This is a genomic window from Ruegeria sp. CDSC002 (genome assembly GCF_059610905.1).
In genome coordinates, this window is record NZ_JBXWOM010000018.1 from 33,070 (window position 1) to 55,143 (window position 22,074).

Genomic DNA, 22,074 nt, shown 5'->3' on the forward strand with positions numbered 1-22,074 from the left:
GCCCCCGCTAGTAAGGGGGCCAACCAGTTACTCAGCTGCGTCGCGTTTGGGCAGAACCCAATCGGGGCGTGGGAAGTGGCAGGTATAGCCGTTGGGGATACGTTCAAGGTAATCCTGATGTTCAGGTTCGGCTTCCCAGAAATCGCCTACGGGTTCGACCTCGGTGACGACTTTGCCCGGCCAAATACCGCTGGCATTCACGTCGGCAATCGTGTCTTCGGCCATCTGTTTTTGCGCAGAATTTACATAGTAAATGGCCGAGCGATAGCTCATTCCACGGTCGTTGCCCTGACGGTTCACTGTTGTCGGGTCATGGATCTGAAAGAAGAACTCGAGCAGGTCGCGATAGGTGATCCGCGAGGGGTCGAAAATGATTTCGATCCCTTCGGCATGAGTGCCGTGGTTGCGGTAGGTGGCGTTGGGTACGTCGCCGCCGGTATAGCCGACGCGGGTGCCAGACACACCGGGTAGCTTGCGGATCAGGTCCTGCATGCCCCAAAAGCAACCTCCGGCAAGAACAGCGCGTTCAGTGGTCATTGGATGTCCTCCACATGGATCAGGTATTCGCCATACCCTTCGGCCTCCATCTCATCGCGATGAATGAACCGCAATGAGGCAGAGTTGATGCAGTAACGCAGCCCGCCGTGTTCGCGCGGGCCGTCGGGGAACACATGCCCCAGATGACTATCCCCATGTTTCGAGCGGACCTCGGTCCGGATCATGCCAAGCGTGCGATCTTCGATTTCTTCGACATGCTCGTGCACGATGGGTTTGGTAAAGCTGGGCCAACCGCACCCGGATTCGTATTTGTGGGCCGAGGCAAACAGCGGTTCGCCCGAGACGATATCGACGTAGATACCCGGTTCCTTGTTATTCAGCAGTTTTCCGGTGCCGGGGCGTTCTGTACCGCTGCGTTGGGTGACGTGGTATTCTTCGGGTGAGAGAGCGGCAATGGCCTCGGGGTCTTTGGTGTAGCGGGTCATGGCTTCTCCGGTGTTGATGTGACTTGGGCCTTTATTTGGGCATACTGGCGCGGAAATCAAAATCATATTTCAATCGGCTCGCGTTCTCGTGCAGGTGATCCGAATGCCAGACGCGTACGTAATTCACAATAAAGGAGGTGACGCCATGTTCAGACTGCTTCTGTTATCCGTCCTATTGCTGGTTGCCCGCGTGGTTCAAGCAGCACCTTTGACCGGTGAATTTGTCTCGATCGACGGTGGCACTTTGTCCCTTGAGGATTGGCGAGGCAAGCCGGTATTGGTTGTGAACACGGCATCCCATTGCGGGTTCACAGGGCAATACGCTGGCTTGCAAAAGATCCATGACATTTATGCTGATCGAGGTCTCGTGGTTTTGGCCGTCCCTTCGGATTCGTTCAATCAGGAATTAGGCACGGCGGCAGAGGTCAAACAGTTCTGCGAGATGAACTATGGCTTGACCTTGCCCATGACCGACATCACGTCGGTAAAGGGCGTTGCGGCCCATCCGTTCTACCGTGCGGTTGCTCAGCAGACGGGATTCGTACCCAAGTGGAATTTCAACAAGATCCTGATAGATCCAGCGGGTGAAGTGATTGCGACCTATGGGTCGAACGTCAAGCCGGATTCACCGAAACTGTTGCGTCAGGTTGAGGCCTTGCTCCGCTGATCGGTTTGCCGGGACAACTGCACCGCAAGAATACCCAGCGTTGTGACACCGACACCTACTGCATCCATGGGCCCAAGTTTTTCGCCCAGGAAAACTGCGGCGACGGCCACACCAAACACCGGGTTCAGAAAGTGAAAAGTCGCGGCCCGGATCGCGCCGATCCTGTTCAACAGCAGGAACCAGATCAGAGTGGCTAACAGTCCCGGGAACAGCGTTGTATAGGCAAACGCCAGAACCCACGGACCGTTAGGGTGAATATAGATCGTCTCGAATATGGGGGCTGCGAGGAACAGAATCGCCGCGCCCACAAGCATCTGAAGTCCGACCACCATCATGAAATTGCCGCCGGAGGTTGCCCCGCGCACAGCCAAGGTCGCAAAGCTGAGCGCAAGTGCCCCAAGCCCGCATAACATGACGCCAAACAGGTCTGCGCCCGCGCTTATCCGGCTGCTCATGATCAACGCGACGCCAGCGAAACCGGCCAGCAACCCGAACACGCCCAACGGTCTAAGTTTTTCGTGTAAAAGAGCCCAGCTGGCCAGCGCGACGATCAGGGGCATTGTTGATGCAATAATCGCCGCAACAGACGCCTGTACGGTCTGCATTGCGTAGAAATTCAGACCCAAATAAAGGGCATTTTGGCATATTCCGAACAGGATGGTCGCGTACCACTGCGGGCGGGTCAGCCTCCAGTTTTGGCCCATGGCCCACGCAATCGCGACGCCTAGCAGCCCCGAAATTAGAAACCGCAATGCCAGTGAAAACAGAGGCGAGGCATCGGCGACGATAATCCGCGCCGAGGTAAAGGCTGACGACCAAATGAAGGCAAATGCCAGCCCCATGGCTATGGCGCGCAGATCCATGGTGACCCTTTCCCAAACGCCGCGACTGTTCCCGAATTATTTGAAACGCGCAAGCGCCGCGCGTCAAAATAAACACAGGTTTCGCCTGTTGCATTCAGCATTGGCAGTTTTGTTGATTGACCAGTCAATTAAAGCTATACGATCCGCACTCTGACTAACCAAGGGAGGAATGTTGGTGCTTTTGGAGTATATTCTGTCTTTCGGCGTCCTACTGGCATTGGGCCTGGTCGCTTTCTTCGTTGTGAAATGGTGGAACCTGCGTTGTGTGGGCGTCACGCCAGTGCATCTGTTCACCTTCATTGCGATCCTGTTCACATCCGGTCTGGATGTCGGCCTGATCATGTTCCCGCTGACCGAGTTTGGCGGCTATGCCGAGGAACCAGCCTATGCCTTCGCAAACCCGCTGGCCATCGAGTTCGGCTTCTGGGGTTTCCTAATCTGGGCCTTCTACTTCCTGACAGCGTTCTATTTCTGCGTCATCGAACCCCGCGTGAAGTTCTTTGAGATCCCGCTGGTCAAGCTGATCAACAACGTGGTCATCATTGGCACCTGCGCCTTCACCGCCAGCCTGTTCCTGATCTACCTGCCCGGCTATCTGCCCGAGGTTGGAGATGGCGAATCCGTGGTCACCACTTTCTATGTCATCGTATTTGTTGTCATTCTGGCGGCGGCTTATTCGTCAACCGACCTGAAATACGTCCGTATCCTGTCTGTGGGTTCGACTATCCTGTTCCTCACGCTGATCCTCGGAATGTGGATTGCCGCCGGCATGGGCATGACCGGAATTGTTGAAACCGGCAGCAATATCGGTGCCTATTTCGCCAATCTGCACAAGTTCGTGTTGCCGCTGACTGATTATCACGCCTTCTACCTGTTCTGGTGGTTTGCGTGGTCGATCATGATTGGCCAGTTCACCTCGCGCTTTGTTGGTGGGCTGAAAACCTGGCAATTGCTGGCGGCGCTGCTGATCTTCCCGTCGATCCCGTTGGCGATCTGGTTTACCGTTCTCTACTACTATCACCTGAACGGCATCAGCACCGCGGGCATCACCAACATCGCGATGGTGATCGTGGGCGTGACCTTTGTGATCAACTCGCTGGACTCCCTGATCCGCCTCTATACCGACAACCTGAACCTGACAGTCGAGCGGTTCGGCAAGGCGATCTACGTCGCAGGCAACGTCGCATTGTTGTTTGTCCTCACCCTGCTGTTCCAGAGCCAGTGGCTGCAGATCCAGTGGATCGGAGCCGTGGTCGTCGGTCTGTACTTGGCCTGTGTGATCTATATTCTGATCACCAAGCGCAAAGAGGTGCTGAGCATCGATTCAATGCCGGAAGATCGTGATCTGGACTTCCATAAGGTTGAGACTGTTCACTAAGCCAAAACCTGAATTTCGACAGGCGGCGGATGCGCCGCTAAAAATCAAACCCCGCAGAATGTTCTGTGGGGTTTTTTCGTGTCAGAGCGAGACAATGAATGAAATTCAGATAATGTAATGGAAGTAGTTCATTTTTTGAATCCGAATTCCATTCCAACCGTACTGTCTGAAGGAACTTCACTATGAAAGATATCGGCCGCCGGAGATTCGTGGGTGCTGGAATTGCTTCTGCTGCAACTTTGACGCCCTTGCAGCATGTTTTGGCGGAAACCGGATCATTGCAGGATATCGGCGGATCGATAGTCTCGCTGCCTCAGGCAACGATCTACACTGCGCGAGAAATCATCACGCTGGATGATGCGCGCCCTACGGCCGAAGCGGTTGCTGTTGTCGGTGACAGAATTCTTTGGGCGGGAACACTGGAAGATGTACAGCGCGTATTAGGCGACCAGCCTTACGAAATTGATACGACGTTCGCTGATAACGTGATCGTTCCTGGGTTTATTGCACAACATGACCATCCGGTGCTTGCTGCCCTAACAATGTCGTCAGAAATCCTCGCAATTGAGGATTGGGTTTTGCCGAGCGGAACCGTGCCGCGCGTCACAGACAAACAAGAATTCATGGAGCGTCTTGCCAAAGCGGAATCTGAAAAGTCGAATCCAGACGAACCTTTGCTTAGCTGGGGGTATCATCCGGCATTTTACGGCCCGTTGACACGTTCTGACCTCGATACAATCAGTGAAACACGTCCCATTCTTGTTTGGGCGCGCTCATGTCACGAGATGGTACTGAACTCGGCGGCTATGGAGCGTGGCGGTGTCACCCGGGACAAGTTCGAAACTTTCAGCCCGTCAGCAAAAGAGCAAAGCAGTTTTGAAGAGGCGCGGTTTTGGGAACAGGGCCTGTTCGCAGTTTTGCCTAACATCGCGAATATGGTCGCAACCCCCGAACGCCTGCGATCCGGCCTGGAAATCACGCGCGACTATATGCACGCCAAAGGCATTACCTTCGGCAATGAGCCGGGCGGGATTCTTTCTGAGCCGGTTCAGGACGGCGTAAACGAAGTCTTCTCGAACCCGGACATGCCATTTCGCTGGTCATTTATCGTGGATGCAAAGTCGATGGTCGCGACCTATTCGGATGATGCGCAAGTCATTGCTGAAACCGAAAAGCTGGCCTCTTGGTATGGTGGCATGACAAGTCTTGCGCCAAAGCAGGCAAAGCTTTTTGCAGATGGCGCAATTTATTCGCTGCTGATGCAGGTTCGTGATCCTTATCTTGATGGCCATGACGGTGAGTGGATGATGGACCGCGATTTGTTTGAACGTGCGTTCCGCATTTACTGGGACGCGGGCTATCAGATTCATATTCACGTCAATGGTGATGCCGGACTTGATCGGGTTCTTGATACGCTCGAATCGAATCTACGCCGGAACCCAAGATATGATCACCGCACCGTATTAGTGCATTTTGCTGTCAGCGCTTCGGATCAGGTCGAACGGATCAGAGCGCTGGGAGCCATCGTCAGCGGGAATCCATATTACGTTACCGCGCTGGCGGATCAGTACTCAAAAGTTGGTCTTGGCCCGGAACGAGCGGATTCGATGGTTCGCTTAGGCGACTTATCACTCACCGGAATTCCATGGTCGTTGCATTCCGACATGCCGATGGCACCTGCTGACCCGCTTTTTCTGATGTGGTGTGCTGTCAATCGAGAAACCACGTCCGGTCGCATCGCTGGCGCGGATCAGAGGGTGCCCGCTGAAATGGCGCTTCGCGGAGTTACAATCGAGGCGGCTTACGCCCTCAGGCTGAGTGATGAGATCGGAAGTATCGAACCAGGCAAAAGGGCTAACCTGACTGTACTGGATGAAAATCCCCTCAGTGTGGACCCGGCGATGATCCGCGACATTAATGTTTGGGGAACCGTTATGGAGGGGCGTGTTCTTCCGGTTGGTGAGCGAACGCAAAAAGCCTCACTTACGCCGACGCTGGCTCCGAATTCTCTAGCTGATGAAGAGGTCAACCGAGCAATGCTGAACCATGCGCTCAAGGTTGTTCATACCCATCTGTGAAAGTGGGCATACTGGTGCTCTGATTAAGTCAATTGAGATCAGGCAAAGAAAAAGGGCCCCCAAGCGGCGGCCCTCAATCGTTTGCAGTGAAAGCTGAGGTCAGCCGTTCACGCTGTCCTTCAGAGCTTTCGCAATGGTCATTTTGACCACTTTGTCCGCTTCTTTCTTGAACTGCTCGCCGGTGGCGGGGTTGCGCACCATGCGCTCGGGGCGCTCGCGGCAGTAGATTTTGCCAACGCCAGGCAGGGTCACTGCGCCGCCGGCTGAAACTTCGCGGGTGATCAGGCCGGTCATGGCCTCCAACGCTGCGTTCGCAGCTTTCTTGTCGGTTCCCATTTCCTCAGCGAGAGCAGCCACCAGCTGAGTCTTTGTCATAGGCTTTGCCATTTCTTGGTCTCCTTAACGTGCCCGATACATAGGGCCTCACCGCGTAACTGTAACGGGATATTGTGGTCGAACACAACGAATAGTAGCGTCGAAAACCCTAAAAATATGGGGAAATCGTTGCTTTTTTGCGTCAGAGAAAGGCTGTTTCGTCGAATGAACGCAATTTCCGGCTGTGCAGACGCTCTAACGGCATGCCGCGCAGATGTTCCATCGCCCGAATTCCGATTGCAAGATGGCGACTGACCTGGGTGGTATAAAAGGCAGATGCCATGCCCGGAAGCTTTAATTCGCCGTGTAGCGGTTTGTCAGAAACACACAACAACGTGCCGTAGGGAACCCGGAACCGATAGCCATTTGCGGCGATGGTTGCGCTTTCCATATCCAGTGCAATGGCGCGGGATTGGCTGAGCCTTTGCACAGGGCCGGATTGGTCGCGCAATTCCCAGTTGCGGTTGTCGACCGAGGCGACGGTGCCTGTGCGCATGATCCGCTTAAGCTCGTATCCTTCCAACTCGGTGACCTCGGCCACGGCGCTTTCCAGCGCGACCTGAACCTCGGCCAGCGGCGGGATCGGAACCCAGACCGGCAGGTCATCGTCCAGCACCTTGTCTTCGCGCAGGTAGGCGTGGGCCAGAACGAAATCCCCCAGCGCCTGCGTGTTGCGCAACCCGGCGCAATGGCCGACCATCAGCCACGCATGAGGTCGCAGCACCGCGATATGGTCAGTGGCCGTTTTTGCGTTCGAAGGCCCAACGCCGATATTGACCAGCGTGATCCCGGACCCGTCCTCGCGTTTCAGGTGATAGGTCGGCATTTGCGGTAGCTTCAGCGGTTGGACCAACTCTTCCTCAGAGCCTGTGATCTCGACATTCCCGGTCGAAACAAAGCTGGTGTAACCGCTGTTTGGATCGGCCAATTGGGCGCGCGCGTAATTCTCGAACTCAGAGACGTAGAACTGGTAGTTCGTGAACAGGACATGGTTCTGGAAATGGCTGGGATCCGTCGCGGTATAATGCGCAAGCCGGGCCAGTGAATAGTCGACGCGTTGGGCAGTAAACAAGGCCAGCGGGCCGGCTTCATCTTCGTGGTCGTACACCCCGTTGACGATATCATCGTTGGTCGTGGTCAAGTCGGGAACGTCAAAGACATCGCGCAACGTGAATCCGGCCGCGCCCTGTTGCGGGACGTGCAGATCGGGATTGTTGGCAACCGCGAAATGCACCGGGATCGGTGTGTCGGACGGCCCAATCGTAACCGGCTGATCATGGTTCTTGATCAGCAATGCGATCTGCTGGGTCAAATAAGACCGAAACAAATCCGGTCGCGTAACGGTCGTGGCATGAATGCCGGGTTCTGAGACGTGGCCAAAACTCAGGCGGCTGTCGACATGTGCATAGGACGACGTTCTGATACGAATTTCCGGGTAATAGGCTCTGAACCGCGCAGTTGGTGCGCCGTGTTCAATGGCTGCCGAGAAACTGTCGCACAGAAAGCGGGTTGCTTGTTCATAGAGCGCTTCCAATCGAGCGACCGCCGCTTTGGGGTCGGTGAATTGTTCCGGTTTAGGTGCGTCGGGTGTTTTTATTATTGTCATGCAAGTGGTTCCAGAAGATCAATCTTTTCAAAAGTGCGCACATCCACCAGACCCAGGTCAGAAATCCGGAGTTCCGGAATCACGACCAGTGCCAATAGTGAGTGCTGCATATATGCGTTGTTGAGGGTGCACCCGCAGGCCTCCATCGCGGCAACCATGTCGTCGGCTTTGGCAGCAACCTGTGATGCAGGGCTGTCAGACATCAGGCCCGCAATGGGCAATTCGACCAGCGCCAGTTCTTCCCCATCGCGGAAGATGGTGATGCCACCACCCACCTCGGCCAGCCGATTTGCGGCCAGTGCCATCTGTTCGCGATCCGTGCCGACTACGATCATGTGATGACTGTCATGTGCCACGGTCGAGGCCATGGCCATTTTGCCCTGATATCCGAATCCGGAAACGAAAGCGTTCGTCACGCCGCCCGTCGCCTGGTGCCGTTCAACCAGCGCGATCTGGCAGACATCGTCGTCGCCCTCGACCAATCCTTCGATGATCGGCAGTTCAGCTTTCAGAGCTTTGGTCGGAGCCTGGTTTTCCACCACGCCGATCACGTTGGCCTGCACGCGGTTTGCCCCTGCAGGTGCTTGAATTTCGAAATCAGCAGCGGTCAGGGTATGCCCCAGATGCACGGTGTTCCGGGCGGTATCAGGCCAATTGAGGTGCGGGCAACCCACGGTAATTTTACCGTTCTCAGCCACGATCTGACCCCGCGCAATCACGGTTTCGATGGGTAGTTCTTTCAGGTCCGAGCTAAGGATAATATCCGCGCGCCGCCCCGGTGTGATCGAGCCGATCTCACGTTCCAGCCCGAAATGGGTCGCCGTGTTGATCGTCGCCATTTGCAGGGCAATCAGCGGATCACATCCGCAAGCGATGGCGTGCCGAACCACGCGATTCATATGGCCGTCATTAACCAGCGTGCCTGAGTGGCAATCGTCGGTGCACAGGATAAAGTTGCGCGGGTCCAACCCTTTTTTCGTGACCGCAGTGATCTGGCTTTCCACGTCATACCAGGCCGAGCCCAGCCGCATCATCGACCGCATCCCCTGCCGAACACGTGCGATCGCGTCTGCCTCGCAGGTACCTTCGTGATCATCCGCCGGACCCCCAGCAACATAGGCGGCAAAATCAGGCCCTAAATCAGGCGAAGCGTAGTGTCCTCCTACGGTTTTCCCGGCGCGTTGCGTTGCGGCGATTTCCGCTAGCATCTTTGGGTCGCCATTGATGACACCGGGAAAGTTCATCATCTCGCCTAAGCCGATGATGCCGGGCCAGTTCATCGCTTCGGCCACGTCTTCGGCGGTGATTTCGTACCCCGTCGTTTCTAGTCCCGGCGCAGATGGGGCGCAGGACGGCATCTGGGTAAAGATGTTCACCGGTTGCATCATCGCCTCGTCATGCATCATGCGCACGCCGTCCAGGCCAAGGACATTTGCAATCTCATGCGGGTCGGTGAACATGCTGGTGGTTCCATGCGGAATGACAGCGCGGGCAAATTCAGCCGGGGTTAGCATGCCCGACTCGATATGCATATGCGCATCACACAGGCCAGGGATCATATAACGCCCGGTGGCCTCGATGACCTGAGTCTCTGGGCCGGCGCAATGTGATGCATCGGGTCCGACGTAAGCGATGCGCCCATCAGCGATCGCAATGTCATGGTTCGGAAGGGTTTCGCGGCTGTGCACATTTACCCAGATTCCGCCGCGAATGACCGAATCTGCAGCTTCACGACCTGCGGCTACGGCAATCAGACGGGGGGCGACATCGGGCCAACTAGGGAAGGGTGTGTGTTCCATGGCCCAACTTTCCCGAATGCGCAGGAAGGTTCAACCCCTTGTGAACAGGTATCATCAAACCGTCACGCAGCGCGTCAGCGCTGCACTGTCCAACCAGAAGAGACGCCCGGCAGGGCATCGATGATGGGCGGGAGCAAGCCTCGGTTATTTCTGTGTATCATGCTCCAGCTCGCGGCGAACCCAATTGGCAAACGCTATAGCACCGGGGCTTTCTTCGGCGCGCGGTGACAGAAGCAGATAATAGGCTTCAGGCATGGGTGCGCGATGGGCGAACGGGGCTACTAAACGACCTTGCGCAATCAGGTCACTGGCAATTGTGTCATGCGCCAGACACAGCCCTCCGCCAGCCATGGCTACGGACAGGCTGACCAAGTAGGTGGTCGAATAAGTAATTGCAGGATTTTCCCAATTTAGACCCTGTTCCTCGGTCCACCCCAGCCAATTCGACAGAAGGTTTGAGCAGTCAAAAAGCGGGTGCTGTTGCAGGTTGTCCAACGTCACGTGATAGCCCGGCGCACAGACTGGGTAATAATGATCCGTTCTCAGCAATTCGGTCCTAACCGTATCTGACGGCCGTAGTGAATAACGGATTTCCACGGCGGCCCCTTCGGCCATTTCGCGCGGCTCCCAAAGCTCAGTAAAGATATTCAGTTGCACCTCGGGATGCTGTACCCGAAATTTCGGCAGTCTGGGCGCCAACCAATTCACGGCAAAGGTGATGTTGCTTTGAACCTGAACCGCGTTCTGCTGGGCGCCGGTCACGGCCTGAGTTCCACGTACCAGTGTCCGAAATGCCTCGCGCACCACCGGAAGATACGTGATGCCCGCTTCGGTCAGTTCCAACGCACGTGGTCGACGCAAAAACAAAGGCTGGCCAAGGTACCCTTCCAAGGACTTGATCTGCTGGCTGACCGCGCTTTGCGTCATGTTCAGATCCCGGGCTGCGCCGGTAAAGGACAAGTGCCGCGCCGCTGCCTCAAACGTGCGGAGCCAACCCAGCGGAGGAAGTGGTTTTTGCATGCGTATAACCTTGCCATTAGTTCAGCTAATGGAATAGTTGCGTTTTTTTCGTTGGTCAATTTTTGACGCTACAGGCACGATTTCCGAAAGTTCTCAGCTATCCGCAAAGGAGCCCGGAATGACTGTTACAAACCTGCGCGCCAATATCGACCACTGGGCCGAACGAGTTGATCTGGCTGCAACCTTTCGCTGGGTCGAGCGATTGAACATGCACGAAGGCGTTGCCAATCATTTCAGCCTTGCGGTGAACCCGGAAGGTACGCAATTTTTGATGAACCCGAACCAGATGCACTTTGCACGGGTCAAAGCGTCAAATCTGCTGTTTCTGGACGCAAATGATCCCGATGTGATGAACCAACCCGGTGCCCCGGATCCGACGGCTTGGGGTCTGCACGGATCAATCCACCGCCACTGTCCGCATGCGCGCTGTGTGATGCACGTGCATTCGATCTTTGCGACGGTCCTGGCATCGTTGGCGGATAGCACCTTGCCCCCGATCGATCAGAACACGGCTACTTTCTATAACCGGTATGTCATCGATCAGGAATTCGGAGGCCTCGCCTTTGAGAGCGAAGGTGAGCGCTGTGCATCCATGCTGTCGGACCCCAAGAAAAAGGTCATGATCATGGGCAATCACGGTGTTCTTGTGATCGGCAGTGACCCGGCAGATGCCTTTAACAGGCTTTATTATTTTGAACGCGCAGCGGAAACCTACATCCGAGCGCTGCAGACCGGCCAGCCATTGCGCGTCCTGCCAGATGAGATTGCCGAAAAGACTGCCCAAGAATTGGAAGACTATCCCGATCAGGCCCAGGCTCATCTGCGAGAGATCAAGGCCATATTGGACGATGGCGGCTCTGACTACGCCACATGACAACCTTATCAGGGTAACGACCATGTCTGACACTACACAGAATCCGGAATCCGCCCGCTGGCACTATCATCCTGAAGGTCCGGTGGGGTTAAACCCCTTGTTCAATTGGCCACCACGTCCGTCAGCCGTGCTGAAATGGTACAGCGGGGCGTGGCTGCAGATTACGGCATTGACCTTGTGCCTTGCGCTGGCGGTTACCGCCTATGCTATCTTTTTCCCGTCCTTGGAAAGTATGCAAAGCTTTGCCCCGGGTTGGATGTTTCGCATTTGGCTGCTGAACATGGTGCCCCAGATACTCGTCGCAGGTGGGCTGCACTGGTGGCTGTACATGCGAAAAGGGCAGGGCATGTACAAAAAGTTCGACCGCCGCGACCTGACCCGCAACAATGGTACGTTCACATTCCGCAATCAGGTTCTGGACAATATCTGGTGGACGCTGGGCAGCGCGATGACCGTCGCGACCGTTTATCAGTGGATCATCTACTGGGCGATGGCCAACGGCTATGTGCCAACCATCACGTGGTCCGGCGCGCCGGTCTGGTTCGTTGTGTGGATGGTGTTTATCCCGATGTGGTCAGGTCTGCACTTTTACTGGGTGCACCGGCTGGAACATCACCCGAAGCTCTACAAATACGTGCATGCTGTGCATCATCGAAACGTGAACATTGGGCCTTGGTCGGGAATCTCGAACCACTGGTACGAGAACTTGCTGTACTTCACGACCTATTTCATTCACCTGATCGTGCCGTCGCACCCTTTGCATGTACTGTTCCACGCCTCCTTCCAGCAGATCAGCCCCGTGTTGTCTCATTCCGGGTTTGAAAAACTAAAGGCCGGAGACACGGATGCCGCCCGTGCCGGTGATTTCTTTCACCAGCTTCACCACCGGTATTTTGAATGCAACTACGGCACCTCTGAAATTCCGTTCGACAAGTGGTTTGGCACATATCATGACGGATCGGCCGAGGCGACGACCCGGACAAGGGCCTACAAGAAACAGATGTATACCTAGCTGGCCCGAAGCGCGCGCGGCGTGACCCCGAATTCGGCTTTGAAGGCACGGGTCAGGGCGCTGGGGTCGTCATAGCCCGCGCGCAGGGCAACCTCACCGATGCTCAGGTCGGTTTCTGCCACCAGTTTGCGCGCAAGATTCAGGCGCAGGCGGCGGTAAACCTGCGCGGGACCCGCGCCCAGCTCGGACTGCATGCGGACGGACAAGGCTTTCTGCGATCGGCCAACCCGGCTTGCGATTTCGGACACTGGCAAGGGGATCTCAAGGTGTTCCTGCATCAAGGCCAGCGCCTTGTTCACGTAACCGCTGGTCGCGCCGGCACCGCCCGCATGCGAGCGCGCTGAATCGCGGGTCATGAACAGTTGCGACACTTCCAGCGCCAGGGCCTGTCCCTGATCCCGTGCAATCAGATGAAGCACCAGATCAAAGGCCGCCATGGCCCCGGAACAGGTGATGCGATTGCGGTCGATGACATAGCGCTCGCGGTGGGCTTCGACATCGGGGAACCTTTCTGTAAATCCGGTCAGCTCTTCCCAGTGTATCGTGGCGCGATGCCCGTCCAGCAGCCCTGCTTGAGCCAAAAGCCAGCTGCCAGTGTCGAGGCCCGCCAGCACTTTGAACCGCTGATCCGCAGAACGCAGGCCTGAAAGAGTGCGCCACCCGCCATGCGTGCGGAATCCATAAGATGGCATGACCATCAGCATGTCCCCACTGGCGATCTGGAGTGGGCGATGCGGCGCGACCTGCAGCCCGGATGAGGATGTCACCGGACCACCCTCCAACGCAAGGAACTGCCAATCGTACAAATTACGTCCGGCCAGAGTGTTTGCAGCGCGCAGCGGCTCGACCGTGTTGGCCAGGCAATGGTTCGAGAATCCGTCGAACAGAAGAACCCCGATTTGCTGCGGTGCAGAGGGTGATTTAGTCCATTCTTGCATGGTAAACTTCTATTTCTGCACGTTTCAAATGACAAGCCGCGTCAGAATATGCCGCAACGCCAGATGTGGAGACGCCCGATGCAATATGGATTGTCCGACGAACAAGAGATGATCGTCTCTACCGTTCGCAGCTTTGTGGAAAACGAAATCTACCCGCATGAGGCGCTGGTCGAGCGCACCGGCGAAGTCCCGGAAGAGATCGCGGATGAGATCAAGCGCAAGACGATTGAACTGGGTTTTTATGCCTGTAATTTTCCCGAAAGCGTCGGTTGTGCAGGGTTGAACCATCTGGAGTTCGCGCTGGTCGAACGTGAGCTGGGCCGCGGGTCCATGGCGCTGAATCACTTCTTCGGGCGTCCTCAGAACATCCTGATGGCGTGTGAGGGCGAGCAGGTCGAACGATACTTGATGCCCGCCGTGCGTGGCGAAAGGATGGACGCGCTGGCAATGACCGAGCCCGGTGCCGGGTCAGATGTTCGTGGAATGAAGTGCGCCGCGGTGCGGGATGGCGGAGACTGGGTGGTCAATGGCACCAAGCATTTCATCTCGGGCGCGGAGCACGCGGATTTCATCATCGTTTTTATCGCGACCGGCGAGGATCAGACGCCAAAAGGCCCCAAAAAACGCATTACGGCGTTTCTGGTGGATCGCGGAACGCCCGGTTTCACCATCCGGGACGGGTACAAATCGGTCAGTCATCGCGGTTACAAGAACATGGTTCTTGATTTCGATGATTGCCGTCTGCCGGACGCCCAGGTTCTAGGTGAGGTTGATGGCGGCTTTGAAGTGATGAACACCTGGCTTTATGCGACCCGTATCACGGTTGCTGCCATGTCCGTAGGCCGCGCACGCCGCGCTTTCGACTATGCGCTGGACTATTCCGCCACGCGCGAACAGTTCGGCCAGAAGATCGGCAAGTTTCAGGGCGTGTCCTTCCAAATCGCAGATATGATCACCGAGATTGACGCGGCGGACTTGTTGACGTTGGCTGCAGCCGACCGTCTGGACAAAGGGCTGCCCGCAAATCGCGAAATCGCCTCGGCCAAGCTCTATGCCTCGGAAATGCTCGCGCGAGTCACCGATGCTGCCATTCAAATCCACGGCGGCATGGGTCTGATGGACGATTACCCGCTTGAGCGGTTCTGGCGCGACGCGCGGGTCGAACGTATCTGGGACGGGACCAGTGAAATTCAGCGCCACATTATCAGTCGCGATCTTTTGAGGGCACTCGGTGCGTGATGGAGGGGGCCGCCTGATGTCTTCCCTGTCACGCGTTTTGCACCCCACATCCATCGCTGTGATTGGCGGCGGCGCCTGGTGCGTCTCAGTGATCGAACAGGCCCGGAAATTCGGGTTTCAGGGCGACATCTGGCCGGTCCACCCAAAAGCCGGTCAAATCGCGGGTCTGAGTGCTTTTGCACGCCTTGAGGACCTTCCAGCGGCCCCCGACGTAGCCTTTGTTGGCATCAACCGTCATGCAACGATCGAGACTGTCGCGGTCCTTTCGGCCATGGGGGCCGGGGGCGCAGTGTGTTTTGCCTCGGGATTTACCGAAGCGCATGCCGAGGACGATCAGGGTGCAGATTTGCAGGTCCGTTTGGTGCAGGCCGCAGGCGAGATGCCGATCCTCGGGCCAAACTGTTATGGCTTCGTCAACGGGCTAGACCGTGCCGCTGTTTGGCCCGATCAGCACGGCATGCGACCGGTAGATCGCGGTGTGGCGATCCTGACGCAAAGTTCGAACATAGCGATCAATATGACGATGCAGCGCCGGGCCTTGCCGCTGGCCTTTATGCTGACCAGTGGGAATCAGGCGCAGACCCATCAGGCCGACATCGCCTCGGCCCTGTTGGATGATGACCGGATCACAGCGATTGGCGTCCATATCGAGGGGTTCGGTGACCTGCGCAAATGGGAGGCGCTGGCCAAAAAGGCTCGGGATCGTAACGTGCCGATTGTTGCGCTGAAAGTGGGCCGGTCCGCCCATGCACAGGCGGCGACGATTTCCCATACAGCCTCGTTGGCGGGTGGTGATGCGGGCGCGCAGGCATTTCTGGATCGCCTTGGGATCGCGCGTTTGGATGACATTCCCAGTTTCCTGGAATGCCTCAAGCTGCTGCACGTGTCCGGGCGGTTGGATACGAACGGCTTGGGATCGATCAGTTGTTCGGGTGGTGAGGCAAGTCTGGCGGCCGACATGGCCGAGGGGCGCGACCTGCACTTCCCGCCGTTGTCGCAAGCACAAAAAGCTGACCTGCGCGATGCCTTGGGACCGATGGTAGCACTGGCGAACCCGCTGGATTATCACACCTATATCTGGCGGGATACGCAGGCCATGACACGGGCGTGGTCCGCAATGATGAACCCTGAACAGGCCCTGACTATGGCGATTCTCGACTATCCGCACACGGATGCGACCGATTGGGAATGCGCCACGCAGGCTGCGTTGAACTGCGTTGCTCAGACGGGGCGTCCCTTTGCGGTAACGGCGACACTGCCGGAGCTTTTACCCGAAGACGTTGCACATCGATTACTCGATGGCGGTGTTATCCCTTTTGCCGGATTGCACGAAGCGCTTGCGGCAATTGAGGCGGCCGCGCGGCCGCAAGCAACGGAGGCCGAACCGGTCCTGTTGCCCTCGGATACCGTTGCAGATCACGTTCTGACCGAAGCAGAAGCCAAGCAGGCTCTTGCGGAATTCGGTGTTTGTGTGCCGCACAACGTTGTGGTGACGCCGGATCTGGCGAAACAAGCCTCTGCCGCGCTGACTGGTCCTTTTGCGATCAAGGGCGTCGGGTTGGCGCATAAGTCGGAACATGCGGCCGTGCGCCTTGAGGTTCACGCGGACGCCGTGGCTGAAGTCGCGGCGGAAATCGGAACCGAAGAGGTCCTTATTGAGGAAATGGCTGTTGGCGGCGTGGCAGAATTGTTGGTCGGCGTGACCCGAGATCCGGCCCACGGGTTCGTTCTGACGCTGGGTGCAGGGGGTGTGTTGACTGAAATCCTGCGCGACACGGTTTCACTTTTGATCCCATCCTCTCGCACCACGGTGAAAGAGGCGCTGGGTAAATTGAACTGCGCCCCTTTGCTGGGGGGATATCGCGGCAAACCAGCGGCAGAGATTGAGGCCATCCTGGACGCTGTCGATGCGGTGCAGGCCTACGTCATTGCCAATGCATCCCATGTCAGCGAAGTTGAAATAAACCCACTGATCTGCACACCGGACCGTGCCATAGCGGTGGATGCTCTGATCCGAAAGGCAAGTAAATGAACCCGGTCAAAACCAAGCGCGATGGCGCTATTCTGGAAGTCACTTTGGACCGTCCCAAAGCGAACGCGATTGATTTGGCGACCAGCCGCGTCATGGGCGAGGTGTTTCGTGACTTCCGTGATGATCCTGATCTGCGCGTCGCAATCCTGACCGGGGGTGGAGAGAAGTTCTTTTGCCCCGGCTGGGATTTGAAAGCAGCCGCTGACGGAGACGCAGTCGACGGAGACTATGGCGTTGGTGGCTTTGGCGGGCTGCAGGAACTGCGGGACATGAACAAGCCGGTCATCGCAGCCGTCAACGGGATTGCCTGCGGCGGCGGGTTAGAATTGGCCCTGAGCGCCGACATGATCCTTGCTGCGGAACACGCCAGTTTTGCGCTGCCGGAAATCCGCTCAGGCACAGTGGCCGATGCCGCAAGTGTCAAACTGCCAAAACGTATTCCGTATCACGTGGCGATGGAACTGCTTTTGACCGGACGCTGGTTCGACCCGCATGAAGCGAAGAACTGGGGGTTGGTGAACGAAATCGTTCCAGGTGATCAGTTGATGGATCGGGCATGGGAACTGGCGCGTCTTTTGGCCAGCGGCCCGCCCTTGGTTTATGCCGCGATCAAGGCAATCGTACGCGATGCCGAAGATTCCAAATTTCAGGATGCCATGAACCGGATCACCGGGCGGCAATTGCCGACGGTTGATACCCTCTATGGCTCTGAAGACAATCTGGAAGGCGCCCGCGCTTTTGCTGAAAAGCGTGATCCTGTGTGGAAGGGGCGGTAAGTCGGCCTAAGCGCGGTCGAACAGGGCTATCAGCGCTGTGTCATCCTTGTTGGGGCCAGATGCAAGATCGCCATAGATGCGAACTTCGGGCAGGGTCAGGTTTCGAATCTGGCCTTGCGCTAACCGGTGCAGGGCTTCGGCAAATCCCAGCTTTTCATAATGTTGGGCATTGATCGACAGCGCGAATTGAGCACCGGGGCGGGCCGCACGCAGCAGTGCAGTCAAAGCTTCTGGCCCGAGGTGGCCATGGGTGAACGAACCGGATGAAACGATTCCGGAGTAACTATCGCGCGGCACCGGGATGCCTTCGTTCAGATCGGCCTCAATGGCGTCGCGGTAGATATCCTTGCGCATGGCCTGATCCAGCATCTCGGCGCTGATATCGGTGGCATCTATCGGTCCCACACCCAGCCGGGCCAGAACCGCGCCGCACAGGCCAGTGCCTGCACCTACATCAAGCACAGGCCCTTGCCCGCCGGCGCCGACAAAGGCGCGGGCGGTATGGATGTGCAGCTGATAGTCCTCGCGCGTGGCAAAGCCTTCGTCGTAATCCCCGGCCCATTCAGCATAGAGACGCTTGTGGTCTTCCGGGGAATCCAGCGCGTAGGCGGCATGCAGGTCTGGTGTTTTGTCACTCATACCCAAAAGAAAGGCGCATTGGGGGATTCGAATCAAGTATCCTTGGCAGAGTTCTTGCATCTGGCGAAATTGCGGATCATCTAAGAGCGTATGACAGGCACACTATTTTCCTTCGGTCACGGGTACTCGGCGCAGGCCTTGTCCCGTCAGTTGCAACCCCATGGTTGGCGTATCTTCGGCACGACGCGTGATCCGGCCCAATCGCCGGTGGTCAAAGCATCCGGCGCAAAGCCGGTGACCTGGCCGGGGCAAGTGCCGCAGCTGGATGGGGTGACGCATCTTTTGATCTCGGCCGCGCCAAACGCGGACGGAGATCCGGTTCTGGCTGCATTGGCAGATGAGATTGCCGAACGGGCGGCGCAATTCAAATGGGTTGGCTATCTGTCGACCACGGCCGTGTATGGCGATCATCAGGGCAACTGGGTCGACGAGGCCACCCCCGCGACGCCAACGGCGCAACGCGGCAGATGGCGGGTGCAGGCGGAAGAGCAGTGGCAGAACGTTCCCGGTTTGCCTACGCACATCTTTCGCCTTGCGGGCATCTACGGTCCCGGTCGCGGGCCGTTTTCCAAGCTCAAGCGTGTGGGTATGCGACGTATCATCAAGCCGGGGCAGGTCTTTTCCCGAATTCATGTCGCCGACATTGCCCAGGTTCTTGCCGCGTCCATGTCTGCGCCTAATCCGGGGGCTATTTACAACGTGTGCGATGATGAACCCGTCCCACCGCAGGATGTCATCGCCTATGCGGCCGAATTGCAGGGATTGCCATTGCCGCCCGAAGTACCGTTTGACGAGGCCGACATGACCCCCATGGCGCGCAGCTTTTACAATGAGAACAAGCGGGTCAGAAACGATCGGATCAAGGATGAGCTGGGTGTGAACCTGATGTTTCCGAACTATCGGGTCGGATTGAGGTCGCTGATGACCGGTGACTGAGCTATCGGCCTGATTTCGGGCGATGCGCCCCGGATGCTTAGTGATAGTTTTTGGTTATCAGAACCATCCATAAAGAAAACTTATTTGCATGGTTCGAATTTGCTAGGTCTGGCGGCGACAAGACAAGAGTCGCCGATACCTTTGACAGAATGCGCGCAATCCAAGCCGCGCATCTAAAAGAGGTAAAAGTGTCATCTATATATGTTCTTGATCGCCCGCGTTTCTCACCGCGCGAACGAGCCGGATTTTAGCCAGGATTGGAGATCGACATGGACGGAAGTGATAACCCCAAAACGGGCGGATGCCCTGTAATGCACGGCGCAGGAACCCGGTCAAACCGGGATTGGTGGCCGAACCAGCTGAACCTTTCGATCCTACATCAGAACGCGCCCGCGTCGAACCCGCTGGGGCCTGATTTCGACTACGCTGAAGAATTCAAGAAGCTGGACATGAAGGCGCTGAAAGAAGACCTGTACGCGCTGATGACCGATTCTCAGGATTGGTGGCCTGCCGACTATGGTCATTACGGCGGTCTGTTCATCCGGATGGCCTGGCACAGCGCCGGTACATATCGCACGGCGGATGGCCGTGGCGGTGCCTCGACCGGGAACCAGCGCTTTGCGCCACTGAACAGCTGGCCGGATAACGGCAACCTTGATAAGGCGCGCCGTCTGCTGTGGCCGATCAAGCAGAAATACGGCAACCAGATTTCCTGGGCCGACCTGATGATCCTTGCCGGCAATTGCGCCATTGAATCCATGGGCGGCAAAACATTTGGCTTTGCTGGTGGTCGCGCAGATATCTGGGCGCCAGAAGAAGACATCTATTGGGGTTCCGAAACTGAGTGGCTTGCCCCCACCGACAACCCGCACAGCCGGTACACTGGTGAGCGCGACATGGAAAACCCACTGGCCGCCGTTCAGATGGGCCTGATCTATGTGAACCCCGAGGGCCCGGATGGTGAACCAAACGTGCTGGCCTCGGGCCGTGATATCCGCGACACCTTTGGCCGGATGGCGATGAATGACGAAGAAACCGTCGCATTGGTGGCTGGTGGCCACACCTTTGGCAAGGCGCACGGCGCGGGCGATCCTGATCTGGTCGGCCCCGAACCCGAAGCGGCCCCGATCGAAGAGATGGGCCTTGGCTGGATCAACAAGTTCGGCTCGGGCGTGGGTGACGATACCACGACCTCGGGCATCGAGGGCGCATGGACCGCAAACCCGATCAAATGGGATAACGGCTATTTCGACCTGTTGTTCGGATACGAGTGGAACCTGACCAAAAGCCCCTCGGGCGCATGGATCTGGGAACCGATCGGTGTCAAGGAAGAAGATATGGCCCCGGCGGCCGGCGATCCGACCAAGAAGGTCAAAACCATGATGACCACCGCCGACATGGCGATGCGCATGGATCCGATCTATGGCCCGATCTCGAAACGCTTCCACGAGAACCCGGAAGAGTTCGCAGATGCCTTCGCGCGCGCCTGGTTCAAGCTGACCCACCGCGATATGGGTCCGCGTTCGAACTATATCGGTTCGGAAGCCCCGACCGAGGAGTTGATCTGGCAGGACAACGTGCCTGCGGTGGATCACGATCTGGTCGATGCTGCAGATGTTGCGGATTTGAAAGCCAAGATCGCTGCATCCGGTCTGTCGGTGTCCGAGCTTGTTTCGACCGCGTGGGCGTCGGCCTCGACATTCCGTGGGTCGGACAAGCGCGGTGGTGCCAATGGAGCACGTATCCGTCTTGCGCCTCAGAAGGATTGGGACGTCAACGAGCCAATGAAACTGTCCAAGGCGCTGGATGCGCTGACAGGCGTTCAAGAAGCGTTCAACGGCGCGCAGTCAGGCAACAAGAAAGTGTCGCTGGCCGACCTGATCGTTCTGGCCGGTGCCGTCGGCATTGAGCAGGCTGCCAAAGCTGGCGGTCAGGATGTCGAGGTTCCGTTCACCCCGGGCCGCACCGATGCATCGCAAGAGCAGACCGATGTGGACAGCGTCGCAGTCCTGGAGCCTGCAGCAGACGGATTCCGCAACTACCAAAAGGCCGAATACACCGTCTCTCCCGAGGAGTTGCTGGTCGACCGTGCACAATTGTTAACCTTGTCCGCGCCAGAGATGACGGCACTTGTCGGTGGCCTACGTGTTCTGGGCGCCAACTTCGGTGACGCCAAGCATGGGGTGTTCACGGATCGTGTGGGTGTACTCAGCAATGACTTTTTCACCAACATTTTGGACATGGGCACCGAATGGAAACCTGCCGGCAAGGGCGTCTATGAAGGTCGTGACCGCGCCAGCGGTGAGGTCAAATGGACCGGTACACGCGTCGATCTGGTCTTCGGTTCCAACTCGCAACTGCGGGCGCTCGCCGAGGTCTACGGTCAGACGGGTGCCGAGGGTAAATTTGTCTGCGACTTTGTCTCGGCCTGGAACAAGGTGATGAACGCGGATCGTTTTGATCTGAAGTAAATCGACGATCATCGCAGAGATAGCGCCGCCCGAGGGGACTCGGGCGGCGTTTTCTTTGGGTCGGATCCCGCAGGCATACCAACCATTGGGTACGATTCCGCCTAAAGCTCTGACAAACCCCCGCATCACGCAGCGCCCGATCGAGTTTCTTACCCAAATTATTAAGCTAACTTATTGTTTTCATTAATATTGGCGAGTTTCAGCAGAGAAATGTGAAGTTTTTTCAAAATGGGGGTTGCAGGTCCCAGACCTAATCCGTAAATACCCCTTCACCGGCGCTGCTGAGGCGGCGCTGACGGGTCGGAGAGACGGCCGGACGCATCGGAGAGACGGTGGGCATCTTAGGGAATGATTTAGGCGGGCGCGCTGATGTTATTGGCGCAACGGT

19 protein-coding genes are annotated in these 22,074 nt (G+C 57.1%); 10 read left to right on the top strand and 9 right to left on the bottom strand.

Going from position 1 to position 22,074, the window contains the following annotated elements:
- Nucleotides 1-27 precede the first annotated feature (27 nt).
- On the bottom strand, nucleotides 28-537 hold the full coding sequence (msrA, locus tag AC2FJE_RS22385) for a peptide-methionine (S)-S-oxide reductase MsrA (protein ID WP_058275207.1): 510 nt from the start codon (nucleotides 535-537) through the stop codon (nucleotides 28-30).
- Nucleotides 534-983: a peptide-methionine (R)-S-oxide reductase MsrB gene (msrB, locus tag AC2FJE_RS22390; RefSeq protein WP_058279328.1), complete on the bottom strand. Its 450-nt coding sequence runs from the start codon at nucleotides 981-983 to the stop codon at nucleotides 534-536. Before msrB ends, msrA begins: the two co-directional genes overlap by 4 nt.
- A gap of 145 nt (nucleotides 984-1,128) precedes the next feature.
- Here msrB and AC2FJE_RS22395 point away from each other — a divergent pair, with 145 nt between their 5' ends.
- Nucleotides 1,129-1,650 (top strand): glutathione peroxidase, encoded by a 522-nt coding sequence (locus AC2FJE_RS22395; protein ID WP_496699971.1) that lies wholly within the window; start codon nucleotides 1,129-1,131, stop codon nucleotides 1,648-1,650.
- On the opposite strand, the gene AC2FJE_RS22400 is transcribed toward AC2FJE_RS22395, so the two are convergent.
- Complete coding sequence (locus tag AC2FJE_RS22400) at nucleotides 1,626-2,513, bottom strand: DMT family transporter (RefSeq protein ID WP_282171090.1); 888 nt, start codon at nucleotides 2,511-2,513, stop codon at nucleotides 1,626-1,628. The genes AC2FJE_RS22395 and AC2FJE_RS22400 overlap by 25 nt on opposite strands.
- A gap of 169 nt (nucleotides 2,514-2,682) precedes the next feature.
- Here AC2FJE_RS22400 and AC2FJE_RS22405 point away from each other — a divergent pair, with 169 nt between their 5' ends.
- Entirely contained in the window at nucleotides 2,683-3,891 is a 1,209-nt protein-coding gene (locus AC2FJE_RS22405) for a BCCT family transporter (RefSeq protein ID WP_496761495.1), read from the top strand.
- A gap of 182 nt (nucleotides 3,892-4,073) precedes the next feature.
- A complete protein-coding gene (locus tag AC2FJE_RS22410; protein ID WP_496761496.1) occupies nucleotides 4,074-5,969 on the top strand; it encodes an amidohydrolase in 1,896 nt (631 codons plus the stop codon).
- A gap of 99 nt (nucleotides 5,970-6,068) precedes the next feature.
- Here AC2FJE_RS22410 and AC2FJE_RS22415 read toward each other — a convergent pair whose 3' ends face one another.
- The 4 genes from AC2FJE_RS22415 to AC2FJE_RS22430 all read right to left on the bottom strand — a co-directional run bounded on the left by AC2FJE_RS22415 (nucleotide 6,069) and on the right by AC2FJE_RS22430 (nucleotide 10,769).
- Complete coding sequence (locus AC2FJE_RS22415; RefSeq protein ID WP_039533371.1) at nucleotides 6,069-6,356, bottom strand: HU family DNA-binding protein; 288 nt, start codon at nucleotides 6,354-6,356, stop codon at nucleotides 6,069-6,071.
- A 130-nt stretch (nucleotides 6,357-6,486) separates the two neighbouring features.
- The gene (locus AC2FJE_RS22420; protein WP_496758392.1) at nucleotides 6,487-7,950 is read right to left on the bottom strand and encodes an AMP nucleosidase; all 1,464 of its coding nucleotides are present in this window, start codon (nucleotides 7,948-7,950) and stop codon (nucleotides 6,487-6,489) included.
- The gene (gene ade / locus AC2FJE_RS22425) at nucleotides 7,947-9,749 is read right to left on the bottom strand and encodes an adenine deaminase (protein ID WP_496758394.1); all 1,803 of its coding nucleotides are present in this window, start codon (nucleotides 9,747-9,749) and stop codon (nucleotides 7,947-7,949) included. The genes AC2FJE_RS22420 and ade overlap by 4 nt, the downstream gene beginning before the upstream one ends.
- Before the next feature lie 144 nt (nucleotides 9,750-9,893).
- The gene (locus AC2FJE_RS22430) at nucleotides 9,894-10,769 is read right to left on the bottom strand and encodes a LysR family transcriptional regulator (RefSeq protein WP_108860449.1); all 876 of its coding nucleotides are present in this window, start codon (nucleotides 10,767-10,769) and stop codon (nucleotides 9,894-9,896) included.
- A gap of 118 nt (nucleotides 10,770-10,887) precedes the next feature.
- Here AC2FJE_RS22430 and AC2FJE_RS22435 point away from each other — a divergent pair, with 118 nt between their 5' ends.
- Together AC2FJE_RS22435 and AC2FJE_RS22440 are read left to right on the top strand one after the other, a co-directional pair.
- Nucleotides 10,888-11,643 (top strand): class II aldolase and adducin N-terminal domain-containing protein, encoded by a 756-nt coding sequence (locus AC2FJE_RS22435; RefSeq protein WP_496758400.1) that lies wholly within the window; start codon nucleotides 10,888-10,890, stop codon nucleotides 11,641-11,643.
- 22 nt (nucleotides 11,644-11,665) lie between these two features.
- Nucleotides 11,666-12,655, top strand: a complete 990-nt coding sequence (locus AC2FJE_RS22440) for a sterol desaturase family protein (protein ID WP_496699977.1) — start codon at nucleotides 11,666-11,668, stop codon at nucleotides 12,653-12,655.
- Here AC2FJE_RS22440 and AC2FJE_RS22445 read toward each other — a convergent pair.
- Entirely contained in the window at nucleotides 12,652-13,593 is a 942-nt protein-coding gene (locus tag AC2FJE_RS22445) for a GlxA family transcriptional regulator (protein WP_472722444.1), read from the bottom strand. The two genes, AC2FJE_RS22440 and AC2FJE_RS22445, sit on opposite strands and share 4 nt — an antisense overlap.
- A 78-nt stretch (nucleotides 13,594-13,671) precedes the next feature.
- On the opposite strand from AC2FJE_RS22445, the gene AC2FJE_RS22450 reads away from it, so the two are divergent.
- Genes AC2FJE_RS22450 through AC2FJE_RS22460 form a run of 3 tightly spaced genes read left to right on the top strand, consistent with a single transcriptional unit; the run spans nucleotide 13,672 to nucleotide 17,640 of the window.
- Nucleotides 13,672-14,832: an acyl-CoA dehydrogenase family protein gene (locus tag AC2FJE_RS22450; RefSeq protein WP_109313076.1), complete on the top strand. Its 1,161-nt coding sequence runs from the start codon at nucleotides 13,672-13,674 to the stop codon at nucleotides 14,830-14,832.
- Between the two features lie 16 nt (nucleotides 14,833-14,848).
- The gene (locus AC2FJE_RS22455; protein WP_496761497.1) at nucleotides 14,849-16,864 is read left to right on the top strand and encodes an acetate--CoA ligase family protein; all 2,016 of its coding nucleotides are present in this window, start codon (nucleotides 14,849-14,851) and stop codon (nucleotides 16,862-16,864) included.
- Nucleotides 16,861-17,640 (top strand): carnitinyl-CoA dehydratase, encoded by a 780-nt coding sequence (locus AC2FJE_RS22460; RefSeq protein ID WP_108860445.1) that lies wholly within the window; start codon nucleotides 16,861-16,863, stop codon nucleotides 17,638-17,640. Before AC2FJE_RS22455 ends, AC2FJE_RS22460 begins: the two co-directional genes overlap by 4 nt.
- A gap of 6 nt (nucleotides 17,641-17,646) precedes the next feature.
- Here the strand turns inward: AC2FJE_RS22460 and AC2FJE_RS22465 are convergent, their stop codons facing one another.
- A complete protein-coding gene (locus tag AC2FJE_RS22465; protein ID WP_496758404.1) occupies nucleotides 17,647-18,279 on the bottom strand; it encodes a class I SAM-dependent DNA methyltransferase in 633 nt (210 codons plus the stop codon).
- 90 nt (nucleotides 18,280-18,369) lie between these two features.
- Between AC2FJE_RS22465 and AC2FJE_RS22470 the strand changes: the two genes are divergently transcribed.
- Nucleotides 18,370-19,215: an SDR family oxidoreductase gene (locus AC2FJE_RS22470; RefSeq protein WP_496761498.1), complete on the top strand. Its 846-nt coding sequence runs from the start codon at nucleotides 18,370-18,372 to the stop codon at nucleotides 19,213-19,215.
- A gap of 269 nt (nucleotides 19,216-19,484) precedes the next feature.
- Nucleotides 19,485-21,686, top strand: coding sequence for a catalase/peroxidase HPI (gene katG / locus AC2FJE_RS22475; protein ID WP_496758409.1), 2,202 nt, complete (start codon nucleotides 19,485-19,487; stop codon nucleotides 21,684-21,686).
- Nucleotides 21,687-22,074 lie beyond the last annotated feature (388 nt).